The organism is Parasedimentitalea denitrificans (assembly GCF_011813015.1).
Lineage (GTDB): Bacteria > Pseudomonadota > Alphaproteobacteria > Rhodobacterales > Rhodobacteraceae > Parasedimentitalea > Parasedimentitalea denitrificans.
On record NZ_QHLQ01000034.1, the window covers coordinates 1 to 23542 of the forward strand.

A 23542-nucleotide genomic window follows, 5' to 3' on the forward strand; every position below is an offset into this window, starting at 1 on the left:
GGAATTGTGAGATCCATGGCGTTGAAATTATAATTACCGGCATCCGACAGAGCGATAGAAGTTGGATTGCCGGTGCCGGGATCTTTCAGGGTGTTTGTGGCAAACAATTCGTCTACGCCATTAGACAGCGCATAATGGGTGGCGCTCCCGGTAACATCGACTGTGTCAGCCGTAATTGCCGGGATAGTCACTTTGCGACCAGACACATCACCTGCCGCAGGCCCGGTCAGGCTGACAGGTGCCGAGGCCAACTCAACAGCGGCAATGGCAGCAAAGTTCGCAGGCTCAGACGAACAAATGTGCAGCATGGTTCCGTTTGTTTTTAGATGGTTACATGCTGCGTCTAATACAGCGTCAGAGAGTAAAGGCATTCTGTTTTCCTTTGGATGTGCTGCGCAGGTTCCGGTGCGCGGCAGGCCGGTTGGGTTTGCGATCCGCGCTCAGATCACTGAGGGCCGATCAGCTTCCCGATGCTTTCCAGCTTGTCGGCATTGCAAAGGGCGGTTCCTTTCCAGCCCAGTGCGTACTCAACAAAAGCACCCTCGCTGGGTGGACCTTTCACAGGCTCAGCGCAGGGGGTGGTCAATTCTTTGGACACCACCGGCTCTACAAAAATAGGAGGTCGCTCACATGCGGTCAAAAGCATCGCGCATAAAATCAGACAACGGATCATGGTATCCCTCCGTTTGCCGAAGACGGTTGAATTCTGCGTTGAGATTTTCCCGTTCATCGCGCATCCGGTGCAGGTGTGCGTCGAGAACGCGACCAGCCTCTTGCGATTGCTCTAACTGCTGGTCACGCACTGCAATGGTCTGCCGCGCCGCGTCCAGCTTGGTGTTCAGGTTTGAGTTGCGCCAAAGCAGGTAGGAGGTCCAACCTCCGAGCCCCAGCAGCCCACAGAGTGCCGCTATGAGCGCGTAGCGGGTCATCGTTTATCCCACCGGCCCTTTCCTTCCCGCACATCAACATGCGTAAACCCCCGGTAACGCCCAATACCAAGGGTGTCGGGGTATTTGGAAAGGAGATAGTCTTGGACTTTGCGAGGGCTGACCCCCGCAACGGTAAAGTCACCAGCCGTCCCAAGCGGATGCTGTGAAAACTCGACACCACCAACCGACTCATTATAGGCCCGGCATCTGTGACCAGAATGGACCGTAACCGGCTTCCCAAAATGGTCTCGCACATCCTGCAGAATTGGGATCAGCTTTGGGTCTGGTCCGACCTGTTCACACTCCCCGCATTTGCATTTGAATTCAGACCGACTGAAGTTCTTGCTTAGATCGCCCATTTCAATCCCCATCTTTTCCTAAAACTCGACTGACCAATTTGTCTGCAATGTCGCTGCTGCGCTTTTCAAAGCGGTCCATCATTTTGACGACCATGTTGATGCCCCAACCGGATAAAGCGCCGGAAAGAGCCATAATAAGCTGGGGAAGCACACCAAAATGGTCCCAGCCTTGCGTGGCAATGACTGCTATTGTTGCGACAACACCCGAGGTCGCCATGACGGCCCAATGCTTGGCATTTGAACGCCGGTGACGGGCTATCATGCTGCCCGCAGCAAGGGCCAAACACAGCCCACCGATGAATTGATGAGCCGGAAAGCTCACGCCCAGCCCAAGCAAAGCCCAACCCACCCAATCGCGGGATGTTTCGATGATAGCGACCTTCATGCCGCTACTTCCGTGGCCTTTGCCCATGCGGCCTCAATCACGGCGTCGCTCAGGTCAATGTTGGGGTTGATAGTTGCGGCCATTGGTCGGAAATCGCTGACCAATTGAAGCGTCGTAGCAAACCGGAAGAGCGACTTGCGTCGATGCGCCTTGAGCGCAGCGCGGGTCCGCTTGTCAGCCTCATCAGTCGAACCTTTCAGGCTGGCGATCATCGCATCCCATATGTCGTCTAGCTCTGTGTACCCCAGTAACCATTCAAACTCCGAGGGGGATAGATCGCGAGTGGCGCGGGCCAAAGTTGCTGCCTGAATGCGCGCGTTATTTTCCATGATCTTTTCATCTGACATAGCCACCCGTGAGCGAACGCCCGTATCAGACACCACCAGTTCATACAGCGCTTCCATTATACTGCTCCCGCGTTAGGTTCGAATTGCCTGTACAGGTAGAGACGCCCTGCATCAAAGTAGTCCCCAAGCGCCCAGATCAACTGCGCGTAAGTGATCGTCGGGTACTTTAGAAGGTCAATCCGAAAGTCGTAGTCATACACATTTGCGTGCGTGGCATTGTTGCCCGAGTTGGAAAGGGTAAGAACTAAACCGTTGCTGGCGTTGTACCCTCGGACTTGTGCCCGCTGGGCGTCAGCGCTTCCGCCGAAGCTGACCCCCCGGAAATACACGTAATAGACATAGCCCGCCTCAAGGGTAGGTGTCGTGACGACTGTAACGTTACCGTCCACCGCGTGATCATAGAGGAGGCCCGTTGCCCCATCGCCTACTGTCACACCGTCGTAAGGGTAGATTCCGTGATACGGGGAACCAACTTCCTCTGGCCCAAAGTTATCGGATTGAGCAGCGATAGCTTGAGCTGTAGTTTCCGGCGTCATGAAGGTTTCGCCGTTAACCCCGGCCTCTGCTTGAGCTTGGGTCGCAGGGTTCATCACCGGACTCACAAGGATGTACCGGGTGCCGTCATCAATTACCCGGTGGATCTGGCCTAACCGCCAATCACCCGCAGCAAGCGCAACGCGGCTCCCAGAGCTGTTGTACTTCTGGACCGCTCGCGCGCCCCTGCCGTCCACATTCAGCGTCACAGCGGCTGCGTTTGTTTCATTAACCCGGAACGTGAACGATTGCAGCGCCGCATATCCGGCAATCGGGCTCTGAGCTACCAAGGTGTACGCCCCGCCGGTGCCCCCCAGCAGAACCACGCCAGCGTCATTGTCCAATCGCTTGGTGAGCGGGTCCAGCGCCGAAGCACCTAGCCCGCCCAAGGTGGCCAGCGCTGCCGCCTTGTTTGGCACGTCCGACAGATTATTGGCAGACTGTAACAAATCCGCCTTGTCGAACATCGCACCAAGATACACAGCCGCCGCCGAAACATTCTTATAGACAGACGTTGTTGAACCCGAGTGAACGATAAACACCTCCCCCTCGGAGGTTGCGGCAAGACCATCTGTATCAGTCGCAAATATCGCGGCACCAGCCACCAACGCCGCCAGTTCAGCCTGCGTCTTGTAACCCTCCGCCAAACCACGCGCCGTTTCTGCGGCACCCTCAGACAGAGCCGCTGCAGCGGCACTTGCAACAGCCTGATCTGCAACGGTGCTTTCAAGGAATAGCGAAGGGACTGCGGCATTCTTCACCCAGATGCCAGCAACTCGTTCATAAACACCGGCCTCTTCAGCCGTGGTCAGCACAAGGGAAAACTGACCATCGACGGCACCGGAACGCGCTTGCAAATCAACCAGGGAGCCATCGATATAAGCCAGCCCCCCGCCAACCGCGATGCTTTCAATTTCCTGCATCCAGTCCGCAATGTCGGATTTCTTCGGCTCATACGCCGCACTCGGCGGGTTGCCAGTCATGATTGTTTTTGGAGAAAGTGCGACCATGGATTTCCCTGCTCTAAGGTGTGAACAAAACAGATGACGACCAGTCGGAAACCCCGAGGCCGTTGGTTCGATTGCGAATTTGGATTTCATACTCAGCAGCGGATGACAAAACTGAGAGCTGCAATGAGCTTTGCCCTTCGGCCACAGACACTTGCACCCAGGCGGATGAAACTGCGGTTAGCCGGTACTGCAGATCCTGCACATAGGCCGCGTTCTGCCCATCCCAATTGACCGTCGCAGCGCCACTAGCGGCAGATGGCACGGCAAGACCGCTTGGAACCGGAATACTGGCGTCACTCACCACCCCGTCATAGGTTGGGCGCTGCGGCTCTTCTGTCGCTGCGTCAAAAGCAAAATCTTCAGGCTTCACTGAATTAGCCGTCAGCGAAAAAACACCGACGCTCTCACGCACCAGCTCGCCAACCTCGATATAGATATCAATGCCCATTTCCGGATGGACAACACGCGCGAACCGATGCGCCCGCCCACCGGAACGCCCGCCAAGGATTTCATATCCCTTCATGCGAAGTGTGCCACGCAACTGGTATTGCGACAGCTTGGTGCGCGCCAGGCGCTTGTTCAGGCGTGACGCCTGGTTGTGGTTTGTCACCATGAACAACTGCGGCTCATCACGCACTGGCTTGGCAACTTGACGCTCCACCCATGTACCACTCGGCGTTTCGCGCCAGCCGTTCTCCGGCTCGGTATAAACGGCAGCCACTTCATCCGGAGCATCAGCGCCCCATTGGCCCTCGATCAATTCCAAGGCCAAGAAGTCCTCGGGGCCAAGCGTCAACTCTGGGTCGATCCAGCGGCCAACGGTGAATCCAACTTTGCCATCCGCCCGTTCATAGACAAAAGCGTCACAGGCCGCTGCCATCTGTGCCCGCTGCGCTTCAAACTCCTGCTCATCCGAGAGGGTGCCATTAATTTCCCAGCGCTTGCGCGGTATCCCCTCGCCGTCCAGAGCCACCACATCGCAGGCGTCAGCCTCATCGGCAACTTCAGCCCAATCCACATCCCGGCCCAAAACACTGACGACCCAATCGGCAAAAACCAACGCCGCGTTTGATGTGAACCGAGTCTGACCATCACGCGGATCGTAAATATCTTTCTTGCCATCCAGCACCGGGGCATAAGCCCACTTCCCGCCAGATGGGTAGATTTGTGCAAACGACGACTGAGGTGGCCGCGCAGCCCAAAGAACAGCCCCGGACAAGCCTCTGAAATCATGGGCAGCGGTTATCTCTGCAAAATCTGCGAACAGGCCCGGATCTGCAAGTTGACCAGGGTCGCCGGTAAATACGTTGATCCGGCCATATCCTGAGATTGGGCTTTCCGCGACGTTGCTTTTCGTTGTGTCTGTTTCATTGGTGAGCGTTACAATCCGCTCATCCAACCAGTGCTGCACAATGCCCTCGATCGGGTGCGCCGCAAGGATTGGTACATAGTAGCGCTTGTCGTTTGCAAAGCCGGTAAAGCCCAACGGTCCACCCTTGCGCGTTCGACCATAGACCCATTCCGCATAGGCCACAGGCTGGGCAAAGTTGACCATCCGCGCACCGGGTGCTGGAACAGAGGGCGTCGGGGCCAATTGGGCCGCAAGGGCCGACAGCCCGATCGCAACTACAGTTTTGACCACAAAGCCGCCAATGATCGTTCCGGCAAAACCTGCACCGGCTGCATAGGCGGCTGTTGCAGCAAGCGCCGTTCCACCAGCAACACCCAAAGAACCCGCAATCCAGCCAACAACAGGCAGAGCCTCTGCCCGCTGCGGCGTCAGCATAGTACTACCCAGCAAAGCCGCAAACAGCAGGCTACGCTTCATAACCCACACCCCAAATTGCTAGTACTTTTGAGACAGCCTGCGGGCTGAGTGTTGTCACCCCGTCCGGACCCTTGCAGCCCCAGGCCGATCCCAGCCAAAGCGCACCACAGGGGGACAACCGCCCCTCACCATCTAACAGCATCAACACGGCCATATCGCCGGGCTGGGGCGTATCCACTCGCGGCAAGCCGCCAATAGTTGCCAAACAAGCATCCACTGCATCGACAGGGTTTCGCAGAAATCCGGTTTCGCGCTGGCACGATCCCCGACTGTCATAAACCCCACGCAGCGCCGCCGCCGGGTCGCGTCCCGTCACCCGCTGCACCCAATCCGCCAGACACAGCATGCAATCACTTTCGCCCCAGATGAACGGTTGCCCAGCCCATCGGTGCAGCTCTTGATAAAGGGGGGTCATCCGAACAGCTTCTCTTCTTCAAAATCTGTAGTGGGCATAAATTCGAGCGATCGGTTCACCTCCCCGATCAGCTTAGCGTGGCCTTCAGTGTTCAGAACAATCCGGCGCGAGGCTCGACGTTTCTCTGTCCAGGCTTCAAATCCAAGTGAGATCGATCGATCCTGCGCCCCGCTGGCCGAGATCCCGAGGGTGCGCATGGTCCGCTGCATCCACTGCACCGGCGCCACCTTGGGGGCGTAGAACTCCTCCATGGAACTGATGGGCTGCACCAGAAAGGTGATAGGGCGCCCCTCAACATAGGTCAGGCCAAGGTCACGCACCTGTGTGATCAGATCATCCGCATCTGGATCTTGAAAATAGGACAGCGTCACACTGCCCTCTGGCGCCTGGCCTTCCATGGCACTGCCCAAACTGGACACGCTGGCGAGCTGAGTGCCAAACCAACGGTTTCCATTCACATCGACAAAGACACCATCGGTGCCAATGATGAACCGGGCCGGGCCGTCCGGCGTTTCTATCTCGCACAGGTCAAGAGCCCCATGGATCGCTCCGCTGGGGTCGTAGCCTTCCGGGAAAAAGCTCATCGGGAAAGAACTTCTCTAAAAGACAGCTGGATTGAGCTGACCCGCCGCCTGTCATAGGCCGGGTTGCCGGCACTTTCATCGACCGCCTCAAATCGCCCAACCCCTCGCAAGTTGATCAGATCATTTACAGCAATATCTGCACGTAACGGCATTTGAATACCGACGTCATAAACGTTGCCGGAGACCAGAGATGCCCAGACCACCACAAAGGGCCAGTCATCATGACTCATGATTTGACCCACAACAGGCGCTGCTTCCCCAGCAACATCCAACCTGATCTCTGTTGCCCCCGCTCCTGCCGGATTCACGGCTCGGCAAATCGGGGTGTAAGCAAAACCAGATCCACCGTTGAACAGCCCGCCGCCCGAAAACGAAACTCCATTCGGGTTCACATCAGGGGCGATAAACCCGAGGGGATCAACCATCTCCATTCGATAGATGCCAACCCGCCCTTGCGCCTGCGCCCGTATCGCCCGCCACTGCGTGATTTCATCTCGGACCAAGCTCACTTTCGGGGATCCCACCCAGCGCGGAAAGGAGTTGTAGACTGTGGCTGAAGAGCCGGAAGTCGCATCTCCGACTGACTGGCCTCGCCAATCAATATCCCAGTCAACATTTAGCACCCGCAGAAAGTTCGGCGGGATGGTGACGATTTCACGCTGCATGTATTACCCCTGACGCGCCAAATGGTTCTGAAGGTTCTGCGCAGTCTTGCGGTCTTGGGTTGCCATAATGGCAGGCGCGGCGCTTGCTACGACATTGCCGCTCACACTTTTTATTATCGGGATTAGATTTCCACCTTCATCGACGCCAACCGAAACATGAACAGAGCCGTTGCTGCCACCTGCACGCCCTCCCTGCCCTTTGGTGTGGTCAATGATGCTTTCTTGCGGGTGGATCACAGCCATGCGACCACCCTTTCCGTCCAGGCCACCAGATCTCGGGCCGTCACCAGTATAGCCGCCGCCGTCAAAACTCAGCAGATCACCCAATCCGTCAAATATTCCTGTGTCTTTCAACAGTCCGCCAAAGGCAGCATTGGCAAACATTGACGCCCAGTTTGCAGCCAGATTTGCCAACGCTTCACTTGCCGTGGATGACCGCGTTGTAATGGCGGATAAAGTGTTGATGGCGGATGATCGAAGGCTTTCTGATTTTGACTTGGCATCCTGAAACCGATCACCAACCGCGCCCACGGCAGCCTCGTATTGATCGGCAGACAGTGCGCCACTGTCATACAGCACCTGCAACTTAGCCAACGTATCCGCATAGCCGTCACCGCTACCTTTCACGTCGCCAAACACCCCATTGATCCGCGCCATCACCTCGGCGTAATCAGACAGATCTGGAATAGCGACCTGTGCGGCGCTACCCGTGCGGCTGATTTCCTGTTTCGGGCTGTTTTCCAGAGGGGAGACATAGGTGCCCTCGACTGACACCACGCCCCCTTCGGCGTTGTCGAGAGCGGTCTGCAGGGTCGTAATGTTTTCAGCCGTGCGCTCTAGCTGCTGGTTCAGGCCTTCATTTTGCAAATCAATTGCATGGCGCTGGTTCATAGCATCCATCAACCGGCCATAGGCTGCGGCGATATTGGCGGCATGGGTTGCATCATCTGCAGACATACCAGGCAGTTGAATATCCAGATCAGACGCGCGCTGCTGGACACTTTCCATTTCCTCAATGTCGGCAGTTGTTCTCTGGATCGTGTCGGTTAAATCTTGGTACTCGCTTGAACCCAATGCCAGCGCCCGATGTTCGGCAATGATTGCTTGAACGTTTTGGTGCCTAGCCTGCGCCTCACTCAATTTGGTCTTAGCAACCGCCACGCTCATATTAGCGCCTTTGCCCAATGCAGCCTCCAGAAGCTGGCTTTGGCGGATCTCATCTGCCATACCGTCGACTAGATTTTCCGTGGCTTTCTCAAGATCGCTTTGCGGGTTCAGAAACGCCTTGGTTGCGTTGATGGCTGCCACCATGCCGCGCACAAAGTCAGCGATCGCCGTTGCGCCACCCACCAGCAGCGGGGCCATGTCGATTAACGCGCTGTTCAACTGCGATGAAATCACCCGGCTCATCAGGTCCAGTTGGGTTTGGGATTCCTCTGCACCCCGGATAAGGCTTTCATCAATGACAATGCCCAGATCCCGCGCTTCCTGGCGCATGGTTTCCATGCCTGCGCTGCCCTCGCGCATCAGGTTAACCATTGCCACACCCTCGCGGCCAAACAGCGCTGCAGCGGCTGCCGCACGCTGTGCCGGTTCAGGAATTGCAGCGATCTTATCCGCAACCTGTGACAACGCGTCATCCAGCCCCATAGTAACCAGATCCCCTGCCTCTAGGTCCAAGGCCTTCAACATCTTGGCGGCAGCGCCACCGCCCATGGTGGCCTCACCCAGGCGTTTGTTGAAGCGCTCCATAGAACTATCCAGTGACGACTGAGAAACGCCGGCACTTTCCGCCACCGATCGCAGTTCTTGCAGGGCATCGGTTGTCAGGCCAATTTTATCGGCAGTTTTGCCGATATCATCCAGCGATGCCGCAGTGCGGCGCAGCTTGCCAATGATGGCCCCTGCCCCCAACGCAGCCATCAGTGGCGCAAATCGCTTGGCGGCAAACCCCATGGCATCAAACTTGCGACTAACATTGCTCAGGTGCCGCTCCGATCGCTTTGCAAACCGTTCTACACGGCGAATATTGCGATCCATTGCCTTAGTAAATTCACGGTCACGTGCCGCCAGAATGATATTCAGCTTTTCCAGATCGGTGCCGCTCATCCGTAGTCCCTCACCAATGCCTCTACTTCAGCCTGACTGGGTGCATTGGCCCCAGGTTCAGCCGATTTGCGTTGATCCGCATGACCGCGAACACACAGCAGCCAGTCGCGCGGGATCATCCCTCGCACTTCATCTGGCCGGTATCCCTGCGGCGCTGCAGCCCGAATTATTCCCCGCACGTTCCAGGCGCGGGATCGGTCTTTTTTGCAGGATCATCGTCCTCGGTCATATCGCTTGGTGGCGCGGGCTCATCGCCACCCTGGCTGGCCGAATCCGGCATAAACGCGACGCCGAGCAACCCTTGGGAAACTTTATATAAAAGAGGGTTATGCTCTGGCCCGAGTTCCGCCACCAGCGCATCCGCCGCAGCGCCGGTCATGCCATGCCCCACGAGCCCCAGGGCCACCAAATCACGCACCTGCCTTGCGGTTGGCTTGGCAGCGCGGCCATAGAACCCATCCCAGGTTTCGAAAATGCCTGTATGCTTGTCCTCGTAGCGCTCAATCTCAGCGTTACCCAGGACCATGACGCACCACACGCCACCTAGTTTCTCAACTATGCCTCCGCGTGGTGCCTCCGTTTCAGAAGTGATACCCACTTACGACTCGGCAACAAATGTTACGGGTCCGGTACTTTCCATGGTCATGGACCCCTTAACGGCGCCATCACCGGAAACCTCGGCCTCAACTGAAAATGCCCCGGAAAACGTGCCAACATTGGGAACAACGATTTCAAAGTTAGCAACCGCGTCCTTGGACATAGAAACCTCCATTAGGCGGGCCTCTGGAACCTCTTTCACAAGGGTGTAATCGCCCGACACAGACACCGATTTGGTGCCGTCAATGGTTTCGCGCCAGATCGCTGCAGTTGGGTCAATACCCTCAGTGGTCACGTCCACCCGCTCATTGCCGATTTTCAGGCTTTTCGCGGTCAAGGCGGCAAAGGCTGTGAAAACCTCTGAACCGGCACCATCACCAATCTTAATCAAAAAGCCGCGGCTGTTTTGCTTGCCCATATCTGGACCTCCAAAGTTGTGAATTGCACAAAAAAACGCGCCAAAATGGCACGTCACAAACAGGGATATAATCCCGATTTTAGCTGTCTAGCTGCACCTGCAGGGCCATGTGGCCCTCATAACTAACACCATCACTGGCCCGCTTGACGAACCAGGTCTGCACCTCGACCTCGACCACGTTGAAACCCTCAACTGTCATCGCCTCGGGTTTCAGGTGCAGGGCCTGCGCTACAGTCTCACAGATGCGCAAGGCTTCGACTTTGCCAGCCTTGGGTCGGGAATGGATTTTCAGGCCCACCTGAACCAAGGCGCCCCGTGTGTGATCAGTGTCATCGCCGCGCCATTCGATCTGGCCAAAGCGGATATAGGGAAATTCAATATTTTCGCGGGGTTGATCCACCACGCGGCTGCCTACTAGGGCCGCCACATCAGGATCGGCAATCAACGTCGCGCGCACTCCCGCTTGGGTGGCGGTCACATATCCATCAGCCACGAGCCACCTCTTTTGCTGCTTTGTTTATTGCGCGCCGGATCCGGCCCTTAAACCGCTTGCCCAGGTATTGTCGGGTACGGTGAACGTGGTGATTGCCTTCGGTGGTGCCGTGATCCCCTTCTTTGCGGCCATGTTCGATCGAATAGGCCCTGTCTTTTTCATCGCTTGGCGCACCGCTATCAATCACGACCACCTCGCCCACCATTCCGCCGCTGCGGTACTGGGTGGTGATATTGTCGCGGGTTTCCCCAGTGACATCCGGCGCCAGGACACGCGTCACGCTGGCACCTTCCTCGGTAGACTTGGCAATGGCTTTGATCAAATGCCCGCGCTGTGCATCCGGTAGCTTACGCATTTGGCGGATCAGCTTTTTGCTTTCGATTTTCATTCCACAACGCCGCCGCGCTCTAGAGTGAATTCTATTTCCTGCAACCCGGCATCGGTATGAATTGGCTCACCGACGATCTTCCAGTATTGGCCCCGGATCTTGACGCGGTCGGCGCTGGTTACTGTCCTAAGCTTTGAATAGCTGCGCATCCGCAGAGTGCCGGTAGCCTTACCTTCTAGCCGCCCCGCCGCGATTTTGTCTTTGCCAGCGGTTTCACGGAAATTGCCACGCGGTTTGGAGAACTCCACCCAGTTCAGCCCCACTGGGTTTCCGTAGCCATCCAGCGCGCCCGTGTCCTCTTTGCGCTCGACTAGTACCTGCTCCAGGTATTTCCCGCCGCGCATGATCAGGCCCCCATGTCGCGGAATGGGGCCAGCATATCCTTTACACCGAACGGCACTTCCGACGTCATTCCACCCTCGGAAACACCCTCGCGATTATGAAACCACAGGGCCACTATCATCTGCACGGCATGCCGAACCGGCTCAGGCCAGCGGTTGGGGAATTCTGTGTCCAGATCACGCCGCAGATATACCACCACCCAAGCCTCGGCTGCGGCAATGAACCCCTGAATGATCCCGTCATTATCGGTGTCATCCTTCGGCACCGACAGGTGAGGTTTGATATCTGCGACGAGAAACTGGGTCACTTTTTGTCACCGCCTGATTTCTCGATAGCGTCGGTCAAGGCCTTCTGGGCCTTTTCCAGATCCGCCTTCAGGGTCTTGACCTCATTTTCGGCGGCATCCGCGCGATTGGCTTCTTCGGCAGAAGTCTCGGCCAAACCATCCCGATCGGCGGTGATCTTGGTCCGCTCATCCTGCAGGTACTTGATTTTCTCAGCGCCTTCATCACGTGCAGAAATCGCCTGTTCCAGATCTTCCTGAAGCTTCGTGTTCAGTTTTTTTGCATCCGACAAAGTCTTCTGAAGATCACCCAGAACATCCAAATCAATGCTGGTTTCGTCTTCCGGGTCGTCGACTGGAACCAGCGAAACAACGGCATCTTTTTCGGCCTCGACCTGCTCTTTGGTCAGTTTCACCACCGCCGGGTCATCCTGCGCCAACAGCGCCTCGATTACCGCGCGCCCCTTCGGCCCAAACTCGCCCACATCCAAAATCGTGCCGGTGCGCAGGGTGCCAACTTTAGTGTGACGGGTTTCATTTACCTTCACAAACATCGCTTGCCTCGTATTTTCAAATGAAAACCCGCGCAGATTGACCCGCGCGGGCATGTTTCAAAAACTTCACCCGCTAATTAGGCGAAGGTGAAGTTACCTTTGACCATCGCGGCAGGACGCTTGACGGCCAGCGCCATCCGCTTACGGGCCTTCATCGTCAGCATGTCTTCGATGAAATTGGTGCCATGTTCAGATGAAATCAGAATTTCAGCTTCAGAACGGTCATACAGCGTTGCAGCCATCTGCAGATCACCAGTCAGCCAATCACCAACAGACATGCTGTTGCTTTCCACGACATCCTTGCCCCACAGGGCCGGGGTCGATTGCGAACCCGGATGGCCGAAAATATAACGGCCTTGAGTATCCTTCAGCAAATCGATGCCTGCCCAATCCGTTGGGTTCATAACAAAATGGGTTGGGATATAGTCCGCCAACACCACCTGCAGAACCGCCAAGCGCAAGCGATCAAGCCGCGTAGCGTCAGGCAGACCAGAAGCTGCAACAAAGGCTGTCGCACTCGGGATCAAACCGAGCAGGTTTTCCCCCACACCATCACCTGCCAGGATTTGCTTTTCGGTCTCTAGATCCAGACCAAAACGCAACTCGGTATCGATCTCGCTTTGCAACTGATCGGCATCCGCCATGGTTTCTTCGGAAATATTCGTGACTGCACCAATCTTTTTGACCTCGGTCTGCGCCTTGGACCAACCAAATGCGCTCTCTGGATAAGTACCAGTTTCGGCAATTGCCGCAGTTGCATCGGTACGCAGGGTCTGTTTGCGATATTTCACCAGATCCGATCCGGTACGACCATGGCTAACGAGACCACGAATGCGCAACCGCCGGTATGGCATGTTCACTGGCGATCGCTCTTCCTCGTGATAGGTTAGCCCACCACCTGAACCCGCTGCCGAAGTAATTGCATTGGAAACACCAATACGCAGGTTGCCCTTGGCACCATTGGCAAGGAAATTTTTGATACCTTCATCGCCTTCGGCAAGAACTGCCTGCCCCAGGGACATCGGCGCAGAAGATCCACCTTGGCCAACACCTTCAGCAATGGCTTGCGCCATTTCCTGATGTTCGGAGGCCACGCCTTCGACCTTGTCAGTCAAAGCTTTGAGCGTGTCATTTAGCGTATTCTGCACCGTCAACAACTTATCAACGGAAGCTTTGGTTTCAGCGCTCAGAGTGCCTGCTTTCTTAGCCTCTGTCAGGGCATTTTCAGCAGCCGTTTTGGTTTCGCCGTTGATCTTGTCCAGCGAGCCCTGAACCTGCTTCAGCATCGCTTCGTCAGACGCGTCATTCATAGGGGCGCCCATTACATGGACAGGGCACGCCGAGGCCAGTGCCGCCATACAAATGGCGGGCATCATCAACTTTTTCATGGAGTTTCTCCAGTTATGTGTTTTGGAAGATATCCAGCAGCGCCTTGGCCACTGGTGGTTTTTGGGCAGCGCTTGGCGTACCCGGTTCGGCAGCGCTCGGCGTGCCAGATTGCAGTGCCGCCAGTAACTCGCGGCGCATCGAGCGCGGTGCATTGCCCCGCGCCATCAGCAGATCTGCTTTGATTTTTGCGGCGTCCGGGCTGAGATTGGAAGCATTCCCGACGCCCTGAGAAACCTGCTCAGCGCCCAACAGTGAATCTGCAAACCCACGCTCAACCGCGTCAGCTCCACCGATCCATGTTTCCTTGTCCAACATCGTTGTGACGTCTGGTTTTTCGATCCCGGTTCGGGCGTGATAGATATCCGCAAGCGCGCTATCAAACGGATCCAGCCAATTCGCCACTTCACGAAATGCGTGCTTATCACCGCAGGCGCAAACCCATGTATTGTGGATCATCAAAAACGCCGATCGCATGATTTGCAGCTCATCTGCGGCCATCGCTACGATCGACGCTGCCGAGGCCGCAAGGCCCAAGACTTTAACCGTCACCTTGCCTTTGTGTTCCAGCAGCATCGAATAGATCGCCAACCCTTCAAAGACATCGCCTCCGGGCGAGTTGATGAAGATATCAACCGGGTTATCGGCGCCGATCTTGCGAAGCGCCGCAGAGACACGTTTGGCCGTGACGGTGTCATCCCCATAACTGGGCTCAATTGTCCCAAGCATAGTGATCGAATTGTCCCCCAAAGCCTCGGCTGCAGGCTGCAAATCCGGGTTCCAGGACTGCAAGGCCTTTGGCGTCAGATCGGATTTCACCCCAGGCATGCGGTTTGCCAGTGCCATCGGCATTGTGCGGTTGGTCATTGTTCACCCTTTCCAAGATCTTGAATGGGCAGCATCGCGCCCTGTGCCAGTAGCTGATCTGCTTCTGGCGCATCATGTGGCGGCAGGTTCAGTTTTGCCCGACGCTCATTTCCGGTCATGGTAGCTGAACTAGCCATCTTGCTCAGAAACTCAGCCTTGGCTGCACTGTCCATTTGCAAAAGTGCCTCTCGATTGAACTCAACAAACCAGCGTCGACGGCGCCCGATCGGGATCAGATCTTTGCGGATCTGCGCTTCGAGTTTCTTCAATTGCGGATTGATCCCCAAGGTCAGCCAGGACAGCATGATTGCCTCGACCCCACTGCCCCACATTGTTTGCCCCTCGGCAGAATGGCCGATCACAATAGGCGGCACCCCAAACCAGCGACAAACGTCCTCAACATTGAAACGCCGTGTCTCCAGCAATTGGGCATCTTCGGGATTCAATTGTAGCTGCTGGTAAGACAGACCGGCCTCTAGCGTCAGCAATTTGCCGACATTCTTTGACCCCCGGTATTTTTGCAGTAGATCCTGCAACTGTTCCCGCTGCTTGTCGTCCAATGTCTGTTCGGACTGAAGCACGCCGCTAGCCATCAACCCTTCAGAGAACGTCTTACCAGCCACCTCATCAGCCGACAGTGCGGCTCCCATCGCGTTGGCCCCGTACTTAATCGCTGACAGCCCCAGCCCATCACCGGAGCCAAAACCGCGCATGTGAAACACCTTGTCAGCAGGCATGTAGGATTTTCGCCCGCGATCGATGATCAAATACCTGAACGACCCGTCAGCCTGGCGCTCAGGTGTGACATTAAACAAGGGCCGCATCCCGACGACGCGTTTCCCTATGAACAGCTTCTCCGAATATCCGTTGCCGCGCAGGGCAGTCTGCGCCGACATACCCTCCCAATAGTCCACCGCAGTCTGCCCAGTGTTCGGCGAAACCGTTAGAATCTCGGCTAAATCAGGCTCAATCCGCTTCTTGCCGCCGTCAGACTGGCGTTCATAAACCGCCATCGGCAGGCTTGCGATCGCCTGACTGTGCTTTTTGACACAGTCCCAAGCCGCAGAAACTGTCATCGCAGTGGCCGGATTGACCACACTACCGGAAGTGGACGTATAACCTGCAGCGACACTTGTCGCAGAATCCGCATCGACCCAGCCAGATTGGCCGGCGGATAATTCGTTGCGAATACCGCGCGCTGCGGCCTTGATAATTCGTCGGATCATAATGCCATCACCGGTTTTGAAAGGAAGTCATCAAGATTGGCCCGCGTCGACGGTTGCGGGTTTCGGGCCATAAGGGTTACGCCGTTGAATAAAGCCATTACCGGGTCGATCTTTGCGGTTCCCGATGCAGCCTTGGTCACAATGACTGCATTGCCGCGCGGTTCTGTTTTGGCATTGCTAATGCACCAATCCATCATTGGCTGATCCGCATGAAGCAGCGACCGGGCGCGCAACCTGCGCTCGGCACCCTTGATTGCTCCGTTTAATCGATAGCCCTGCGAAACTGCACATAATTGCTCATCGGTCAAACCAGCGGTAATTGCCGCATCGATCAGTGCTGCTACGCCTTCTGGATCCAGCCCAACAGCCGCAGTGTCGGGCAGTAGGCCGGTTTCATTGGCCCTCTGCAATAGCTCTGCAACTTCGTCTTCATCCTGAGTTGGATACTCACAGATCGTCAGATCACCTGACTTGGCAAAATCCTGCAACTGAACCGAAATGCTGGCACGTCGCTCAAACACGATCGGATGCGCCCAGCCCTTGCACCACGACAGCCAGTTTTTTGTGACCTTTTCGCGCCCAACAAAGGCCGCACCTAAAAGGTCATCCAGTCCACCGCCATCAATGCCAGCAACAACCACTTCACTGCGATCCAGCAGCTCATCAAAACCAAAATTTTCTATCTTGGTATTCGACCAATACAGCCCACCAACCCATCGATCCTGCTTAAGACCTTCGCCAACTTCGACATTCAAATGCTGTGACGCAAACAGAGCCAACGCATCCGCGCCCTTTCGATCGGCCTTGATCAGCTCATCACGCAGATAGTTTAGACTGACGGATCGATCGAGGTTCGGATTGACCATCCCCCAAGTGCTTTCCTTGCGCCAACCGTTATCCTTGAACAAGTCGCGAGGCAGCTCGTACAGTATCGCCAACATTGGAAGATCGATTTCACCGTCTCGCACCGCGCGGGCCATATCCAATTCTTCTTTGAACTGACCAACGGGCGGCTTCTTCGACTGCGTTGTAATCTGCAACATGAAACCTTCGGGTCGCGAGGCCAGACCACCCCTGATCTCCACGAAAATCTCTGCCGCCTTTGGCTTGCCAGCCAAAACATGGGTTTCATCCACTAAGATGTAAGTCGCTTTAGAACCCGTCACCACATCACCGTCTGCAGACAGGATCATAATCACTGCCTCAGTGACGATATGAGTGATTTCTTTCTTGTGATCTTGGACCCGGAAGATGTCCGACAGTCCATCATCCAAGGCGATAATCCCCTTGGCCTGCTTAAACGCGATGTTCGAAATCTTTTGTGTAGGCGCGATCAGCAACAATTCGGCCATTGGTCGCTCATTCAAAATGGCCGCTGTCACGATGATGGCCGCAGCGATCGCCGATTTACCGTTCTTCTTGGGAACCAGAAGGAAAAACTCCCGCAGCATCCGGCGCTTTGTATCTGGGTCGTATGATCCAAAGATCACTCGGACCAGGTCAAACACCCAATCCTCGCACACCTCGCCATAAGTCGGGGTGCCAATTAGATCCGGTACCCGCAGCCGCTTGAAAATCCGCAACGCTTTCTCGGCAACAGTGTTATACAACGGCAAGTCTGGGATCAGACTACGCCCCGACCGAATCCGATCTTCCCAGTCAAGAACAGCGGTCGACCAGTTCGGATCTGGTTGGTTGGCAGGTGAAAGATCCATCAGTTGTATTTTCCGGGTGTCAGATCGTCTTCCCAACCGGGACTATTCCCCTTCACGGCTGAATCAGCCGCTTGGCGATCAACTTCCTTCTTGCCGATGTACTCCGTCTTCTTTTCGCCGTTTTGGGCTGCTCGGATTTTGGCATCGGTCAATACCTGGTCATTCTTGGCGATCATCTGGTCCAACAATCGCATGGCTCCAACGTTACCACTCTCGACTTGGTCAACAATCTTCTCAAACCGCCAAGCGTCCAGCCGATCGCGTTGAATGTCACGCCGTTTCAGCTCTGAAAAATAATACCGTCTCAGCGTTGGCTGACTGATGTGCATCGCACCAGCAATGCGCTCATTGCCCCACCCCAAAGCTAACAACACTATGATTTTGTTACGATTTTTCTGACTTGGCACATGAGCAGGACGCCCACGCTTCCCGTTCGGTAGCCGTACCGGGTCACCAAACAGGTCAAAATCTTGTTCCGCCAAGAAAAAAAACTCCGAATGAGGGGAGGACGGGTCTAGCGCCAAGGGATTTCCCTGACTTTTGACCCACCCCCTCCCTTGTTACAGGCTCAGGCCAGTTGCGGCTCAGAAGCGGCCACTCTTTTCGAGCCGCTGCTTCTCGCTGTCGTGATATGCTTTCGAAACCGATTGGATGTTGTCTGGATCCCAGAACAGATGCTGCCTGCCGTCGAACCAGAACACATGCGCCGGGATGATGTGGTCACCAACCGGGCTAGTCGGCGCCGGGTATTTGCCCATCAACACCACGCCGGTTTGCTGGCACTTCCAGCCATCGCGCATAAGGCATGCATATCGCAGCTTTTGCCAGCGCGCCAACCCGTACAACGAACGCCATGGCTGATCCGCCCGGCGCTGAAGGTTGCGATCTTTCTCAGTACTAGGAGCTTGGCGTAACCGAGATGGAGCAGCGCCCAGCCTTGGCTGCACTGCCTTCAGTCTACCCATCGGCACCCCACAAACAAGAAACGCCCGGAAGGCTGGAAGCCTCCGGGCGCAATTAGGTTGAGTGCAATATGTCAACGGGTGCTGTTTTTTGTCAAGAACTTTTCCACGGCGCGCGTGGCGGCATGCGATTGGTGACAACATGCGATGTCATGTGACAATGGGTTTGAAACACGTTGCGCAGCTCTAACAACGCTCCAAACCAAGCAAGATAACCCCGACGCGCCGCACCAACATCGCGGGCCGTATCAACGTAAGTCACCGGGCAGCACCGCATTTCCATCCGCTGTGTTCGCCCGCGCCGAAGCACTTCGACGAATCCGCACGGCTCAGTAGCGGAATGCCAGCCGTGCTGGTTTTGCTTCCATTCACGCGGAACGCACTTGTGCTTTGCATCGATCATGCAATTAGGTCTTTGCCCTGCGCGCGCCAGCTCAGCTATCTGCAACGCCATTCGCCGTCCGCCATACACTTCGGGCAAGACCGCCAAGGCCGAGGCAACTATGTCGGCATCGTGGTGCGGATCCGATCGCCCGCCGCCATCGACACGACAACCGAGCCTCTTGCCTTCCATTAGGTGCCAGACAGTATCGACACCGGGCCGCGCGCCTGCCTCGCGAGATATCTCATCGAAGTCAAGACTGGCATGTTCACGCTGAAACGCCCACTCAATCAACTCCAACACACCGATCTCGCGCCTTCCTGTGCGTGGTGCTCTGATCGCCACCGGGCTGATCTTGCCACTCACGTTCAAACCCTCAACCCCCATCAAGCAGCACCCCGCGCTTGCGACTGATCAGCGATGTCTTGGCATTTCTGAATTGCCGCGCGGCGCTTGTTGCGAAACATCGCGTCCTCTTCCTGGATCTCTTCGTTACGCGACAGACGCAGCTCGATGTCTTCCAACCGGCGCATGGCGTCATCGGCAGCGGCCTTAATCCCTGAAACTGTAAAGGGGCCCGGCCATTTACGCGCCCCGCGTAGATTGATCATCAATTCCGGCGCCCAGCCCTTTTCCAATGCATCTCGCCCCAGCTGGTGGGTAAACACTTCGATCATCAGCGGCGACGGTCCTGAAACGGGCTGTTGGATATCTCGCGCCCACTTCCGTATCTTCAGCGCAATTGGAAAGCGATCGCCATCTTTGCCACCGGGCCGAACCTCCACCTCTTGGCGCAGCAGATCCAGATTTTCAGCCGTCATATAGGCCAGCATCTGCCGCAGCTCTTTCAGCATATCGTCAAACCGAGCCTTAGTCAGCGTCGAGGGCTTGGCCAGCCCCAAATCCAACAGAGGCTTAATCAGCACATCTTGCACCCGCTTTTCGCCTGCGGCTTGATCTTCAGTATTCATTTCACTTGCCCTCTGCTCTTCTCAGCCAATTGCAACTTATCCACAGGCAGGACGTCCGGTCTGTCGCCCAACTGTCCTGCTGTCTTGTTATTTTCCTGTCTTTGTCCCTGTCGTGCAGGACAGTCCAAGACTGTCCGAGACTGTCTTAAAGTGTCTTTCGGACAGTTCAGGACAGTCACGCTGGACCCCGTCCAGGCACTCGATTGAGATCAAACATGTGATTTGACCACGCGCGCATTGCCCTTTCGATCCACTCACCACCTCGATAGCTGCAGCCTTCCTTGGTCAGCCATTCGTCCATCCAACGCACCGCTGCGTCATTCTTGGACAGGTCAGCCTGATAGCCCGCCACAGTGATCCGCAGGCGCTGCAATCGCTTGGCAGTGTTAGCCGCCTCATTGCGGGCGCGATTGTCTTCTTTCCGGGCCACAGCCTCAGTCAAAGACTTTAGCACCATCGGATGCATCAACCGGATCTCGCCACCCTCGCACAGGCATCGCGTCCACTTGTGGAGCGGCCCGTATTCAAGCGCGCACAGAGACTTAAAGTGGGAAGCATCGACAAACAGCATCTTTGCCAAGGCGTCATGATCATCAGGTAAAGTGCCAACTGGCGAATGATCATAAGCGATGTTGGTCAGATCAAAGTACAATGCGCGGCACTCTGGTGTGCCTTTCAGGCGCATGTCCGAATTGAGCCAACGGCGGCGTTCCCAGACCATGAAATAGTGGCTGTCGAGCCGGTCGTCTGCAGACAATGGATAGACCGGTAAGTCTTCAGAATTAACGGGTGTCAAATGGGCTGCATGCATGGCTTACCTCCCCTGTTGCGAACACTGGCGAACTGGCCATGAATCGTTTTTTGGCGAAAAAACTCGGCCCGCGTAATTCCAGCCAAAGCGCTGGTGATTTTCTCATAATCCACCTGATGTTCGGGAATATTGGCTCGGCGTGTTTCCACTGCCTTACAGCCATGGATAACCGTCGAATGGTCACGGCCACCAAAACGCCGCCCGATTTCCGGCTGACTCAACTTGGTGAATTCACAACAGATGGCCATCGCCATCTGCCGAGGCCAGGAGAACACGCGCTTGCGGTCAGCACCGATAAGGTCTTCTCGCCGCAGCCCATAATGGTCACAAACAATATCCTGAATTTCCACCAACGTGACGCGGGACCTTAATATCTTCTGGCACTTTGCGTTGTCAGCAGGTGAACTGATTTGGCTCATGTGCGCGCCCTCTTACTCTGCTCAGCTTCCATTTCATCGATCGCATGCGCCAAACGGCGCAACGCGGTGCCCATGCCCGGCTCAACAATGCCCGTGAACATCGGGCTGCGGTCCTTAGAGTGGTGAGCCTCACCCGCAATCAAGGCAAAGGTGCCAGCCTTCCGGCTAACCTCCACCGTCACATGGGCCACTTGAAACTGCTCTCGCTGTGCATTTGGATGGGCACGTTTGGTTTTCAGGTTATGGGCGCTCATGATGCCCACCAACGCTGGCGCATCCCACAGTCTCGGTTGGCTTTGCGCTTGCACTCGCAGGGGTTGGCCGCAGTCGCTTTACGCACCCTGCTCTGGACGCCCGAGATAAACCCTCGGGTCACCCCAAGCCGCGCCATTACATCACCGCCCTGCAAGCCCTTATTCTCTCGCAGGTGCAGGACTTCCAACTCTAGCAGATCATCTTCACGGGTTATCTTAATGGTCATCACAAGCGCCCCGCCTGTTCAGCCAGAACATAAACCGGCAAATTCAAGGCCAAGGCTGTTCGCACAACGCGCCAGACCTCTGGTGAAGCCTCCCACCCAGCCATCGGCGGCACCACTACAAGTTCGACCAGCCGCAGCTCGCTCGTGACGTGCGGCCGATTTACTGGCGCCTCATCACCTGTGAAATCGGTCACGATCTGCGCATTGACCGCCGGTGAATAACACCGCAATTTTGCCAGCCCGATCAGTGAGCGCCGCCATTCATCGGCAAGATCCGCAGCCAGTGCAGTACCATCACAATAGTCATGATACGGTGTCGCCAGGTAAGCCACCTTACCCACAGCGCGCAGTGCCAGTGTGACCATTGAAACATCAGTATGCAGCAACGCCACCCCACCCCAGCGGGCAACTAGCGCAGCCCAGTCTGGCTGCCCTTCATTTTCTGTTCGGTTATCACGCAGCATAGGCCACCCCGCAGAAAAAGGGGCGCATGGCATCAGCCACGCGCCCAAGTTTAACAGGGAGGTTAGAGGGCAATGGATAGGCGCACCCGCCCTCAAATTGGGTGCATCTGCTCGATAGGGTGTCTTTGACATCCCCGCCTATTCTGTTCTGATCCGGCATTGGGCCGTTTTCTGGACAAACGTCGCTCACGCCGCCTGCTCCAGTTCAGCAGCGAAATAAGCCGGAGCCGCGGGGTCGGTTAGCATGACCAGCACAGCGATGTGGCTGGCGGGCGCGGTCACGGCCCCCCACCAGTTCAACGCGGTTTGAAAACTGACATCACAAAATAGGGCGACCTCACGCGGACTGTGGAATCGGGTGCGAAAGTACCCTGACCAAAGCACCGCCGCACTGGTCTTTAACGCATAGGGGTCTAACTTATTTGACCAAGACTTTTGTCCGGCGCGAGGCGCATCTTGTAAACATGACACATCGTTATTCACAATCAGGGTTAACCGAGCGCGGCTCATGCGGCGTCCTCCGCTATTGGGGCGGGCGCAGGGTTGTCAGCCATGTATTTGCGGATCTTATCCACGGTATTCAGCGTCGGGCTCGACTGCCCATCCGCCCAAGCCGCCCATTGCGACCAGCTAGCACCCACAGCTTGCCGCAAAATGTGCTGAGGGCTGCGACCTACGGCATCCGCATAGGTTTTGATATCATCGAGAAATTGTTCCATGCCACATCACTGGGTAAGTTTACCCGAAAAAGCAAGGGTAAACTTCCCAGTATCTGCAGTCTGTGCATTTGGGTAGAATTCCCCAATGTTAGATGAAAGCGAAAAATTTCTGGAGGGCCTCCGACAAGTAATGGAAGCCCGCAATCTAAAAGATGCCCCGCTTTCAGAAGCAGCTGGGCTTCATCAATCCTTTGTGCGTGACCTCAAGCGAGGTAAGGCTGCATCTCCGAAACTATCGTCAGCTGTCAAGCTAGCTCAAGCACTACAAATGACCGTAGAAGAGATTATGAGTTGGTCTGATGGTCAGCCCGACAGTATCCCTACAATTGCGATTGCAGGTAAAGTCGGCGCTGGCGCCCAGGTCCCTGTGTTTGACGCTTATGAAAAAGGCGATGGCCCTCAAATTGAATGCCCGCCCGGCCTTTCTCCGCGCGGTATTGTCGCGGTCGAGATTGAGGGCGACAGCATGGAACCCGTCTATTCCGCTGGAGACCTTCTGTTCTATACACGCAATGGCCATGACGTTGTGCCGTCTGACGATATAGGCCACCGTTGCGTTTGCGAAGATGAGGACGGTATGGGATGGGTCAAGCAAATCAAACCCGGTGATGAGCCGGGGTTGTTTCATCTAATCTCACTGAATCCTGGCGCGAACAATATGTGGAATGTCCGACTTAAATGGGCCGCCAAGGTGCGCCTCCATTGGCCAGTAGAACTGATCAAAAAAATCTAAAACCTCTTTCCAGGTCAAGAACGGACCAGAGCCGCCGTCGGTGGTAAACAAGTCCAACGTCGGCTTCCAGCTAATGTTGTTGAAAAACTCGAAGTTTTCGCGTGTCCGTATAACGGGACAATGTGTTCCCGCCTCTGTTTCACGCTGCGGCTTTGGCCTGGATTGG

General features: G+C 55.9%; 35 protein-coding genes. 1 reads left to right on the forward strand and 34 read right to left on the reverse strand.

The window, feature by feature from the left end; all coding sequences use genetic code 11:
- The 34 genes from DL239_RS19990 to DL239_RS20160 all read right to left on the reverse strand — a co-directional run.
- Positions 1-371 (reverse strand): hypothetical protein (locus DL239_RS19990; RefSeq protein WP_167685866.1); only part of this gene is annotated, 371 nt, incomplete at its 3' end.
- Positions 372-445: 74 nt separating this feature from the next.
- Positions 446-646, reverse strand: coding sequence for an Rz1-like lysis system protein LysC (gene lysC / locus DL239_RS19995; RefSeq protein WP_206188563.1), 201 nt, complete (start codon positions 644-646; stop codon positions 446-448).
- Positions 627-929: a hypothetical protein gene (locus DL239_RS20000; protein WP_167685868.1), complete on the reverse strand. Its 303-nt coding sequence runs from the start codon at positions 927-929 to the stop codon at positions 627-629. The genes lysC and DL239_RS20000 overlap by 20 nt, the downstream gene beginning before the upstream one ends.
- Positions 926-1300, reverse strand: coding sequence for a D-Ala-D-Ala carboxypeptidase family metallohydrolase (locus DL239_RS20005; RefSeq protein WP_369410598.1), 375 nt, complete (start codon positions 1298-1300; stop codon positions 926-928). Before DL239_RS20005 ends, DL239_RS20000 begins: the two co-directional genes overlap by 4 nt.
- Complete coding sequence (locus tag DL239_RS20010; RefSeq protein WP_167685870.1) at positions 1290-1673, reverse strand: hypothetical protein; 384 nt, start codon at positions 1671-1673, stop codon at positions 1290-1292. The genes DL239_RS20005 and DL239_RS20010 overlap by 11 nt, the downstream gene beginning before the upstream one ends.
- Positions 1670-2077 (reverse strand): hypothetical protein, encoded by a 408-nt coding sequence (locus DL239_RS20015; RefSeq protein ID WP_167685871.1) that lies wholly within the window; start codon positions 2075-2077, stop codon positions 1670-1672. Before DL239_RS20015 ends, DL239_RS20010 begins: the two co-directional genes overlap by 4 nt.
- On the reverse strand, positions 2077-3564 hold the full coding sequence (locus tag DL239_RS20020; RefSeq protein ID WP_206188561.1) for a hypothetical protein: 1488 nt from the start codon (positions 3562-3564) through the stop codon (positions 2077-2079). Before DL239_RS20020 ends, DL239_RS20015 begins: the two co-directional genes overlap by 1 nt.
- Positions 3565-3577: 13 nt before the next feature.
- Positions 3578-5392, reverse strand: coding sequence for a hypothetical protein (locus tag DL239_RS20025; RefSeq protein WP_240932087.1), 1815 nt, complete (start codon positions 5390-5392; stop codon positions 3578-3580).
- Positions 5382-5807, reverse strand: coding sequence for a DUF6950 family protein (locus DL239_RS20030; protein WP_167685873.1), 426 nt, complete (start codon positions 5805-5807; stop codon positions 5382-5384). The genes DL239_RS20025 and DL239_RS20030 overlap by 11 nt, the downstream gene beginning before the upstream one ends.
- On the reverse strand, positions 5804-6391 hold the full coding sequence (locus DL239_RS20035) for a hypothetical protein (RefSeq protein ID WP_167685874.1): 588 nt from the start codon (positions 6389-6391) through the stop codon (positions 5804-5806). The genes DL239_RS20030 and DL239_RS20035 overlap by 4 nt, the downstream gene beginning before the upstream one ends.
- Entirely contained in the window at positions 6388-7056 is a 669-nt protein-coding gene (locus tag DL239_RS20040) for a hypothetical protein (RefSeq protein WP_167685875.1), read from the reverse strand. The genes DL239_RS20035 and DL239_RS20040 overlap by 4 nt, the downstream gene beginning before the upstream one ends.
- Positions 7057-7059: 3 nt before the next feature.
- Complete coding sequence (locus DL239_RS20045) at positions 7060-9165, reverse strand: hypothetical protein (RefSeq protein ID WP_167685876.1); 2106 nt, start codon at positions 9163-9165, stop codon at positions 7060-7062.
- A gap of 166 nt (positions 9166-9331) precedes the next feature.
- A complete protein-coding gene (locus DL239_RS20055; RefSeq protein WP_206188562.1) occupies positions 9332-9763 on the reverse strand; it encodes a hypothetical protein in 432 nt (143 codons plus the stop codon).
- Positions 9764-10180: a phage tail tube protein gene (locus DL239_RS20060; RefSeq protein ID WP_167685879.1), complete on the reverse strand. Its 417-nt coding sequence runs from the start codon at positions 10178-10180 to the stop codon at positions 9764-9766.
- Between the two features lie 79 nt (positions 10181-10259).
- Complete coding sequence (locus DL239_RS20065; protein WP_167685880.1) at positions 10260-10673, reverse strand: DUF3168 domain-containing protein; 414 nt, start codon at positions 10671-10673, stop codon at positions 10260-10262.
- Complete coding sequence (locus DL239_RS20070; RefSeq protein ID WP_167685881.1) at positions 10666-11061, reverse strand: hypothetical protein; 396 nt, start codon at positions 11059-11061, stop codon at positions 10666-10668. Before DL239_RS20070 ends, DL239_RS20065 begins: the two co-directional genes overlap by 8 nt.
- Positions 11058-11405 (reverse strand): phage head closure protein, encoded by a 348-nt coding sequence (locus DL239_RS20075; RefSeq protein WP_167685882.1) that lies wholly within the window; start codon positions 11403-11405, stop codon positions 11058-11060. Before DL239_RS20075 ends, DL239_RS20070 begins: the two co-directional genes overlap by 4 nt.
- A gap of 2 nt (positions 11406-11407) precedes the next feature.
- Positions 11408-11710 carry a head-tail connector protein gene (locus DL239_RS20080; RefSeq protein ID WP_167685883.1) on the reverse strand — a complete coding sequence of 101 codons (303 nt, stop codon included), beginning with the start codon at positions 11708-11710 and terminating at the stop codon, positions 11408-11410.
- Complete coding sequence (locus tag DL239_RS20085) at positions 11707-12240, reverse strand: hypothetical protein (RefSeq protein ID WP_167685884.1); 534 nt, start codon at positions 12238-12240, stop codon at positions 11707-11709. The genes DL239_RS20080 and DL239_RS20085 overlap by 4 nt, the downstream gene beginning before the upstream one ends.
- A 77-nt stretch (positions 12241-12317) precedes the next feature.
- Entirely contained in the window at positions 12318-13628 is a 1311-nt protein-coding gene (locus DL239_RS20090) for a phage major capsid protein (RefSeq protein WP_167685885.1), read from the reverse strand.
- 13 nt (positions 13629-13641) lie between these two features.
- Positions 13642-14493 (reverse strand): head maturation protease, ClpP-related, encoded by an 852-nt coding sequence (locus DL239_RS20095; protein ID WP_167685886.1) that lies wholly within the window; start codon positions 14491-14493, stop codon positions 13642-13644.
- The gene (locus DL239_RS20100) at positions 14490-15719 is read right to left on the reverse strand and encodes a phage portal protein (protein ID WP_167685887.1); all 1230 of its coding nucleotides are present in this window, start codon (positions 15717-15719) and stop codon (positions 14490-14492) included. The genes DL239_RS20095 and DL239_RS20100 overlap by 4 nt, the downstream gene beginning before the upstream one ends.
- Entirely contained in the window at positions 15716-17434 is a 1719-nt protein-coding gene (locus tag DL239_RS20105) for a terminase large subunit (protein WP_167685888.1), read from the reverse strand. Before DL239_RS20105 ends, DL239_RS20100 begins: the two co-directional genes overlap by 4 nt.
- Entirely contained in the window at positions 17434-17916 is a 483-nt protein-coding gene (locus tag DL239_RS20110) for a resolvase (protein WP_167685889.1), read from the reverse strand. Before DL239_RS20110 ends, DL239_RS20105 begins: the two co-directional genes overlap by 1 nt.
- Positions 17917-18018: 102 nt before the next feature.
- Entirely contained in the window at positions 18019-18399 is a 381-nt protein-coding gene (locus tag DL239_RS20115; RefSeq protein ID WP_167685890.1) for an HNH endonuclease, read from the reverse strand.
- Positions 18400-18490: 91 nt separating this feature from the next.
- Positions 18491-19144: a hypothetical protein gene (locus DL239_RS20120; protein ID WP_167685891.1), complete on the reverse strand. Its 654-nt coding sequence runs from the start codon at positions 19142-19144 to the stop codon at positions 18491-18493.
- A 20-nt stretch (positions 19145-19164) separates the two neighbouring features.
- Positions 19165-19749: a hypothetical protein gene (locus DL239_RS20125; RefSeq protein WP_167685892.1), complete on the reverse strand. Its 585-nt coding sequence runs from the start codon at positions 19747-19749 to the stop codon at positions 19165-19167.
- Positions 19750-19924: 175 nt separating this feature from the next.
- Positions 19925-20560 (reverse strand): hypothetical protein, encoded by a 636-nt coding sequence (locus DL239_RS20130; RefSeq protein ID WP_240932088.1) that lies wholly within the window; start codon positions 20558-20560, stop codon positions 19925-19927.
- Positions 20542-20979 carry a helix-turn-helix domain-containing protein gene (locus DL239_RS20135; protein ID WP_167685893.1) on the reverse strand — a complete coding sequence of 146 codons (438 nt, stop codon included), beginning with the start codon at positions 20977-20979 and terminating at the stop codon, positions 20542-20544. The genes DL239_RS20130 and DL239_RS20135 overlap by 19 nt, the downstream gene beginning before the upstream one ends.
- Complete coding sequence (locus DL239_RS20140; RefSeq protein ID WP_167685894.1) at positions 20976-21233, reverse strand: hypothetical protein; 258 nt, start codon at positions 21231-21233, stop codon at positions 20976-20978. The genes DL239_RS20135 and DL239_RS20140 overlap by 4 nt, the downstream gene beginning before the upstream one ends.
- Positions 21230-21460, reverse strand: a complete 231-nt coding sequence (locus DL239_RS20145) for a hypothetical protein (protein WP_167685895.1) — start codon at positions 21458-21460, stop codon at positions 21230-21232. Before DL239_RS20145 ends, DL239_RS20140 begins: the two co-directional genes overlap by 4 nt.
- The gene (locus DL239_RS20150; protein ID WP_167685896.1) at positions 21460-21924 is read right to left on the reverse strand and encodes a hypothetical protein; all 465 of its coding nucleotides are present in this window, start codon (positions 21922-21924) and stop codon (positions 21460-21462) included. The genes DL239_RS20145 and DL239_RS20150 overlap by 1 nt, the downstream gene beginning before the upstream one ends.
- Before the next feature lie 186 nt (positions 21925-22110).
- Positions 22111-22434, reverse strand: coding sequence for a hypothetical protein (locus DL239_RS20155; protein ID WP_167685897.1), 324 nt, complete (start codon positions 22432-22434; stop codon positions 22111-22113).
- Entirely contained in the window at positions 22431-22643 is a 213-nt protein-coding gene (locus DL239_RS20160) for a hypothetical protein (protein ID WP_167685898.1), read from the reverse strand. The genes DL239_RS20155 and DL239_RS20160 overlap by 4 nt, the downstream gene beginning before the upstream one ends.
- An 85-nt stretch (positions 22644-22728) precedes the next feature.
- Here DL239_RS20160 and DL239_RS20165 point away from each other — a divergent pair, with 85 nt between their 5' ends.
- A complete protein-coding gene (locus tag DL239_RS20165; protein ID WP_167685899.1) occupies positions 22729-23376 on the forward strand; it encodes a helix-turn-helix domain-containing protein in 648 nt (215 codons plus the stop codon).
- Positions 23377-23542 lie beyond the last annotated feature (166 nt).

Coding starts and splice junctions, on each gene's coding strand:
- DL239_RS20145 (WP_167685895.1), bottom strand. CDS start 21,460: ATGACCATTAAGATAACCCGTGAAGATGATCTGCTAGAGTTGGAAGTC.
- DL239_RS20015 (WP_167685871.1), bottom strand. CDS start 2,077: ATGGAAGCGCTGTATGAACTGGTGGTGTCTGATACGGGCGTTCGCTCA.
- DL239_RS20000 (WP_167685868.1), bottom strand. CDS start 929: ATGACCCGCTACGCGCTCATAGCGGCACTCTGTGGGCTGCTGGGGCTC.
- DL239_RS20150 (WP_167685896.1), bottom strand. CDS start 21,924: ATGCTGCGTGATAACCGAACAGAAAATGAAGGGCAGCCAGACTGGGCT.
- DL239_RS20125 (WP_167685892.1), bottom strand. CDS start 19,749: ATGAATACTGAAGATCAAGCCGCAGGCGAAAAGCGGGTGCAAGATGTG.
- DL239_RS20155 (WP_167685897.1), bottom strand. CDS start 22,434: ATGAGCCGCGCTCGGTTAACCCTGATTGTGAATAACGATGTGTCATGT.
- DL239_RS20095 (WP_167685886.1), bottom strand. CDS start 14,493: ATGACCAACCGCACAATGCCGATGGCACTGGCAAACCGCATGCCTGGG.
- DL239_RS20100 (WP_167685887.1), bottom strand. CDS start 15,719: ATGATCCGACGAATTATCAAGGCCGCAGCGCGCGGTATTCGCAACGAA.
- DL239_RS20005 (WP_369410598.1), bottom strand. CDS start 1,300: ATGGGGATTGAAATGGGCGATCTAAGCAAGAACTTCAGTCGGTCTGAA.
- DL239_RS20130 (WP_240932088.1), bottom strand. CDS start 20,560: ATGCATGCAGCCCATTTGACACCCGTTAATTCTGAAGACTTACCGGTC.
- DL239_RS20165 (WP_167685899.1), top strand. CDS start 22,729: ATGTTAGATGAAAGCGAAAAATTTCTGGAGGGCCTCCGACAAGTAATG.
- DL239_RS20040 (WP_167685875.1), bottom strand. CDS start 7,056: ATGCAGCGTGAAATCGTCACCATCCCGCCGAACTTTCTGCGGGTGCTA.
- DL239_RS20020 (WP_206188561.1), bottom strand. CDS start 3,564: ATGGTCGCACTTTCTCCAAAAACAATCATGACTGGCAACCCGCCGAGT.
- DL239_RS20115 (WP_167685890.1), bottom strand. CDS start 18,399: ATGGGTAGACTGAAGGCAGTGCAGCCAAGGCTGGGCGCTGCTCCATCT.
- DL239_RS20035 (WP_167685874.1), bottom strand. CDS start 6,391: ATGAGCTTTTTCCCGGAAGGCTACGACCCCAGCGGAGCGATCCATGGG.
- DL239_RS20105 (WP_167685888.1), bottom strand. CDS start 17,434: ATGGATCTTTCACCTGCCAACCAACCAGATCCGAACTGGTCGACCGCT.
- DL239_RS20070 (WP_167685881.1), bottom strand. CDS start 11,061: ATGAAAATCGAAAGCAAAAAGCTGATCCGCCAAATGCGTAAGCTACCG.
- DL239_RS20045 (WP_167685876.1), bottom strand. CDS start 9,165: ATGAGCGGCACCGATCTGGAAAAGCTGAATATCATTCTGGCGGCACGT.
- DL239_RS20160 (WP_167685898.1), bottom strand. CDS start 22,643: ATGGAACAATTTCTCGATGATATCAAAACCTATGCGGATGCCGTAGGT.
- DL239_RS20135 (WP_167685893.1), bottom strand. CDS start 20,979: ATGAGCCAAATCAGTTCACCTGCTGACAACGCAAAGTGCCAGAAGATA.
- DL239_RS20090 (WP_167685885.1), bottom strand. CDS start 13,628: ATGAAAAAGTTGATGATGCCCGCCATTTGTATGGCGGCACTGGCCTCG.
- DL239_RS20140 (WP_167685894.1), bottom strand. CDS start 21,233: ATGAGCGCCCATAACCTGAAAACCAAACGTGCCCATCCAAATGCACAG.
- DL239_RS20010 (WP_167685870.1), bottom strand. CDS start 1,673: ATGAAGGTCGCTATCATCGAAACATCCCGCGATTGGGTGGGTTGGGCT.
- DL239_RS20030 (WP_167685873.1), bottom strand. CDS start 5,807: ATGACCCCCCTTTATCAAGAGCTGCACCGATGGGCTGGGCAACCGTTC.
- DL239_RS20085 (WP_167685884.1), bottom strand. CDS start 12,240: ATGTTTGTGAAGGTAAATGAAACCCGTCACACTAAAGTTGGCACCCTG.
- lysC (WP_206188563.1), bottom strand. CDS start 646: ATGCTTTTGACCGCATGTGAGCGACCTCCTATTTTTGTAGAGCCGGTG.
- DL239_RS20025 (WP_240932087.1), bottom strand. CDS start 5,392: ATGAAGCGTAGCCTGCTGTTTGCGGCTTTGCTGGGTAGTACTATGCTG.
- DL239_RS20075 (WP_167685882.1), bottom strand. CDS start 11,405: ATGCGCGGCGGGAAATACCTGGAGCAGGTACTAGTCGAGCGCAAAGAG.
- DL239_RS20060 (WP_167685879.1), bottom strand. CDS start 10,180: ATGGGCAAGCAAAACAGCCGCGGCTTTTTGATTAAGATTGGTGATGGT.